Source organism: Kitasatospora sp. NPDC057542, from assembly GCF_042801945.1.
Taxonomy (GTDB): domain Bacteria; phylum Actinomycetota; class Actinomycetes; order Streptomycetales; family Streptomycetaceae; genus Kitasatospora.
Genome location: NZ_JBHVFE010000591.1, coordinates 1 through 4851, shown reverse-complemented (window position 1 = coordinate 4851; position 4851 = coordinate 1). Strand labels below are relative to the sequence as shown.

At 71.1% G+C, this 4851-nt stretch carries 6 protein-coding genes and 1 pseudogene; 1 reads left to right on the top strand and 6 read right to left on the bottom strand.

What is annotated here, in order from left to right:
• From ACFU7Y_RS40280 to ACFU7Y_RS40255, 6 genes are all read right to left on the bottom strand, one after another.
• On the bottom strand, positions 1-1271 hold a 1271-nt coding region (locus ACFU7Y_RS40280), incomplete at its 3' end, for a cytochrome P450 (RefSeq protein WP_380771344.1).
• 73 nt (positions 1272-1344) lie between these two features.
• Positions 1345-1935, bottom strand: a complete 591-nt coding sequence (locus ACFU7Y_RS40275; protein WP_224283212.1) for an ATP/GTP-binding protein — start codon at positions 1933-1935, stop codon at positions 1345-1347.
• Positions 1910-2284 carry a DUF742 domain-containing protein gene (locus ACFU7Y_RS40270; RefSeq protein ID WP_224283213.1) on the bottom strand — a complete coding sequence of 125 codons (375 nt, stop codon included), beginning with the start codon at positions 2282-2284 and terminating at the stop codon, positions 1910-1912. The genes ACFU7Y_RS40275 and ACFU7Y_RS40270 overlap by 26 nt, the downstream gene beginning before the upstream one ends.
• Positions 2281-2682 carry a roadblock/LC7 domain-containing protein gene (locus ACFU7Y_RS40265; protein ID WP_224283214.1) on the bottom strand — a complete coding sequence of 134 codons (402 nt, stop codon included), beginning with the start codon at positions 2680-2682 and terminating at the stop codon, positions 2281-2283. The genes ACFU7Y_RS40270 and ACFU7Y_RS40265 overlap by 4 nt, the downstream gene beginning before the upstream one ends.
• Positions 2679-3950 (bottom strand): ATP-binding protein, encoded by a 1272-nt coding sequence (locus ACFU7Y_RS40260; protein WP_380771341.1) that lies wholly within the window; start codon positions 3948-3950, stop codon positions 2679-2681. Before ACFU7Y_RS40260 ends, ACFU7Y_RS40265 begins: the two co-directional genes overlap by 4 nt.
• A 415-nt stretch (positions 3951-4365) precedes the next feature.
• Positions 4366-4665 carry a hypothetical protein gene (locus ACFU7Y_RS40255; RefSeq protein WP_380771339.1) on the bottom strand — a complete coding sequence of 100 codons (300 nt, stop codon included), beginning with the start codon at positions 4663-4665 and terminating at the stop codon, positions 4366-4368.
• A gap of 65 nt (positions 4666-4730) precedes the next feature.
• Here ACFU7Y_RS40255 and ACFU7Y_RS40250 point away from each other — a divergent pair.
• Positions 4731-4851: pseudogene (locus tag ACFU7Y_RS40250) on the top strand (sodium:proton antiporter); the annotation flags it as partial.

The following is a 4851-nucleotide window of genomic DNA, read 5'->3' as shown; positions in this document are numbered from 1 at the left end:
GCCCCGGGCGGGGCGGTGCCCGGGCTCACGGCCGGCGCCGTGGTGCGGGCGGCCACCGGGCTGAACCGCACCGGCAGCGCGACCAGGCCGCGCTGGAACGGGCCCGGCCGCCACTCCACGCTCTCCGCGGGCACCGCGAGCGTGACGTCCGGGAGCGCGTTGAGCAGGCACTCGATCGCGCTCAGTGCGATCAGCTGGGCCGGGGACTTGGCCGGGCAGGCGTGCGGACCGGCGCCCCAGGCCAGGTGGGCCCCCTTGCTGAGGGTCAGCCGGGCGTCGGTCAGCGCGGGGTCGCTGTTGGCGGCGGCGAAGCTGATCACCACCGGGCTGCCGGCGTCCATCGGGACGCCGCCCAGGTTGAGGTCCTGTATCGGGTAGTGCGTCGCGTAGTTGGCGATCGGCGGGTTGTTCCACAGCACGTCGTCGAGGGCGTCCTCGATGCGCAGGCCGGAACCGCCCTCGCCGGACAGCAGCAGGAGCAGCGCGTTGCCGATGAGGTTGCGCTCGGGCTCGACGCCGGCGCCCATCAGCATGACCAGCTGGTCCTTGAGCTCCTCGTCCCGCAGACCGGCCGGGTGCTGGATGAGCCAGGAGGTGATGTCGTCGCCCGGCTGACGGCGCTTGAGCGCGACCAGGTCCATCAGGCAGGAGGTCAGCTCCTCGTTGGCCTGGATCACGTCGAGGCCGTCGAAGAGCGCGGACATGCTGCGGGTCAGCCGGTCGCCGATGTCGGCCGGGCAGCCGAAGAGCTGGTTGAACAGCAGCAGCGGCAGCAGCTTGGCGTAGTCGTTGAGCAGGTCGGCCCGGCCCAGCGCGCTGAACTGGTCGATCAGGTAGCCGGCGATCCGCTCGACATGCCGGTTGAGCCGGTTGTCGTTGAGCCGGTCCAGGCTCTCGGTGACGGCCTTGCGCAGCCGCAGGTGCTCGGCGCCGTCCGAGAAGAGGCAGTTGGGCCGGTAGAACATCATCGGCAGGACGGGGCTGTCCATCGGCACCCGCCCCTCGTTCAGAGCCGCCCAGCGCCGCGAGTCCCGGGCGAACATCCCCGGGTTCTGGAGCACCCGCAGCGCGGCCTCGTGCGAGGTGACCAGGGTGGCGTCCACCCCCGGGGCCAACTCCACCGGTGCGGCGGGACCGTTGGCGCGCAGCTTGTCATAGACCGCTTCGGGGTCGGACGAGAACATGTCCCCGTAGAGCGGTGTGCTCACGCCGGCGTGCATCGGGCAGCCCGGCGGCGCCGACTGCGGGACGGGTCGCTGCAGAGATTCCATGGGTCGTTCCTTGGAGGAGGCCCCGGGCGGGTGCGGACCCGGGAGACGTGAGGGGAGGGAGACGTGGGGGAGGTCAGGAGGCGCGGTCGAGCAGGTGCCGGACGAGCGTCAGCAGGGCGTTGGCCGAGGAGCGCTGGTCCCGGGCGTCGCAGAACACCACCGGCGTGTGCGGCAGCAGGTCGAGCGCCTCGCGCAGCTGGTCCTCGGTGTACTCGCTCTGCCGGTCGAAGCTGTTGACCGCCACCGCGTAGTCCAGGCCGTACTGCTCGATCAGGTCGATGACGGGGAAGGTGTCCGCCAGGCGGGTCGGGTCGGCCAGCAGCAGCGCTCCCAGCGCCCCCCGCGCCATGTCCTCCCACAGCTGCATGAACCGCTGCTGCCCCGGCGTGCCGAACAGGTACAGCACCAGGTCGTCGCCGAGCGTCAGCCGGCCGAAGTCCAGGGCGACGGTCGTGGTCTTCTTGTCCGGTACGCCGCGGAGGTCGTCGACGCGGGTGGACGCCTGCGTCATGCTCTCCTCGGTGCTCAGCGGGGCGATCTCCGACAGTGCGCCGATGAGCGTGGTCTTGCCGACCGCGAAGTGCCCCACGACCAGGATCTTGACAGCGGTCGTCACCGCGCCCGGGACGTAGATGTCCTCAGGCGAACCGGCGTTGAAGTCCATGCAGTACCTTCTCTAGAAGTCTCGGGTCCGGGGCCTGGGCCGGGGGCGGGGCCGACCGGCGCAGCAGCCGTCCCTCACGGATCAGGTCCGTCAGCAGCAGCCTCACGACCCCCACCGGCAGCTCCAGCCGGGCCGCGACCTCGGCCACCGAGAGGTAGCCGCCGGAGCACAGCTCCCAGATCGCCCGGGTCTCCGGGCTCGGCAGGGCGGGAAGGTCCTGCTCGGGCGCGACGGTGACCAAGGTGATCAGAGACAGGTCGTCCGCACTCGGTAACTCGCGCCCACCGGTGATGACGTAGGAGCGGATGAAACCGCCGGTGACCCTCTGTTCCTCGCCGCCGGCCGTCATGAGCCGCTGAACGTGCTCTGGCGCGGAGCCGCCGACATCGCCCGTCCGAGTGCGCCCACCTGCTGCTGCATCCGGAAGGACATCGCCTCCATGTCGACGTCGGGGGCGGTGGAGGCGGCCAGGTACGCGCCGCTGCCGGCCGCGATCAGGAAGATCCAGCCGTGGTCGTACTCCAGGAGGGTCTGGCGCCAGACCCCGCCGCCTCCGCCGACGAACGGGGCGACCGCGCGGCTCAGCGACTGCATCGAACTCATCGCGGCGGCGTTGGTCTCCGCCTCGTCACGGCCGATCTCGCTGGACCGCTCAAGCAGCAGGCCGTCGGCGGAGACGAGGATGGCGTGCCGGGCGCCGGGTACTTGGAGTACGTCGTTGAGCACCCAGGAAAGATCGCGGCTCACTGGATCTCGGTTCCTTCCGTGGTCATGGTGTTACGCCCGGACAGCGTGCCGCGCTGGAACGCGCCGAGGCGGGACGGCGTGTGCTGGCCGGCGCTCCGCATCGGTTCCTCGGCCCGGCCGGGGTCCTGCGGAGTGGGGACGACCGACACGGGGCGCTGGCGGCGGCGCCGCGGCAGCAGCCCGTCCGCGGTCGTCTCCGGTCCCGCCGTCGCCGCGGGCGGCGCCGGCACCGGGGCCAGCGGCGCCGCCGGCTCGGACAGCGACACGAGCCGCTGACCGGCCGGTTGCCCCCAGGCCTGCGCGGGCTGCTCCACCGGCGCGGCCTGGTAGTCGGCGTACTCGGCGGCGGGCGGGGCCGCGACCTCGCTGCTGAGCAGCTCGGCCGGCAGCAGCACCACGGCCCGCACGCCCCCGTACGGGGAGACCGAGTCGACGGAGACCCGGAAGCCGTAGCGGGCGGCCAGCATGCCGGAGACGGCGAAGCCGAACTTCGGGGGGTTGCCCAGGCTGGTGAGGCTGATCGGCGCACCCGGGTTCAGGAGCACCGCCGCGCGGTCCTTCTCCTCCTGGCCCATGCCGAGGCCGGCGTCGTCGATGATCAGGCAGACACCGGTGGGGACGGCCTGGACGCTGACCTCCACCGGGGTGTCCGGGGCGGAGTAGTTGGTCGCGTTGGCGAGCAGCTCGGACAGCACGACGGCGATGGGCTCGACGACCTTGCTGGCGAGCGAGACGCTGACCCGGGAGTGGATCCGCACCCGGTCGAAGTGCCGGATCCGGCCCTGGGCGCTGCGGACCACGTCGTAGACCGAGGCGACGCTCTCACGGCGGCCCAGCCAGCCGCCGCAGAGCACCGCGATGCCCTGGGCGCGCCGGCCGAACTGGCTGTTCGTGTGGTCGATCGTCATCAGGTCGGCGAGGATCTGCGGGCTGTCGCCGTACTTCCGCTGCACCTTGTCGATGACGACCTGCTGCTCGTCGGCCAAGCCCTGCAGCGTCCGCATCGCCGCCTTGAGGACGGCCTTGGTGTCCTCCTCGGCGTCCCGTCGGACGGCCGTCAGCTCGGACGCGTGCTGGCCCTGCATGCGGTCGTGCAGCACGGCGAGCTCGTCGCGCTGCCGCTGTGCCAGGGCACTCTCCTCCTCCAGGGCGGCGTTGCGCCGCCGCAGGGCGAGGTTCGTCCTGCGGGCTTGGAGGGCCGCTCCGACGGCTGCGAGCATCACCACGATGAAGACCCAGAAAAAGGGTTCCTGCACAAATGACGTCATGAAACTCTCTTCAGGTGGCATCGCGTGGAGCCGGTCCGGGCCCCAAAGCGCGAATGGGACTGGCGGCCTGAACCTCTCCGAAAGACACCTGATGTCACATCACATCGAAGTGCTTTGCGGCACGAGACCTGCGGCGACGCCTATCGCGGAGTCAGCCTACTGCAACTCATGCCATGTCAGAACAGATACCAAAAAGGGCAGTTGGGTCTAAATTCGACGACCCGCCGGGGACTCTGGTGGCGATTGGCGAAGTTTGTGATGCCGCGTTAACCACAGGGGCACATTCCGATCACACCCGCGTTCACGCGCAGAGTGATTTCCCCGTCACGCTCCGGAATTCTCCGCCCGCCGGAATACGGCGGAGGGCCCCGCGAACCGGGCGGTTCACGGGGGCCCTCCGCGGCCGGTCGGCCGGTCAGACGCACTTCAGGTCGCGGTTCACCACGGCCATGCCGGTGACCTTGCCGGCGTCCACGGTGAACTCGTACTGCCAGCCCTGCTGACCCTCGACCGGGAACACGTACTTGCCGCTCTTGGCCGGCTGGAGGCCCTTGGCGCCGTACGCCTGCTGGAGCGCCTCCAGGGTGGAGCCGGCGCCGAGGCCCTCGGCCGTCCTCGCCTCCGCCGGGGCCACCAGCTCGCGCAGGCCCCCCGCGGCGAACGAGACCCGGCCGGTGGACAGGTACGCCTTCTCCTTGGTCTCCCGCGCCACCATCACGTCGACCAGGGCCTGCGTCGAGTCCGCGATCGCCTTGGCGGCGGCTGCCGAGTCCTGGGCCGCCGCGGATGCTGGGGACGGACGGCCGGCCCACCCAGGTCGAGAACATGATCATGCCGCCGTCCGCGCACGGCGTGAAGGTGATCTCCATCGGGATGTTCACCCCGGGCAACGCCCCGGTGG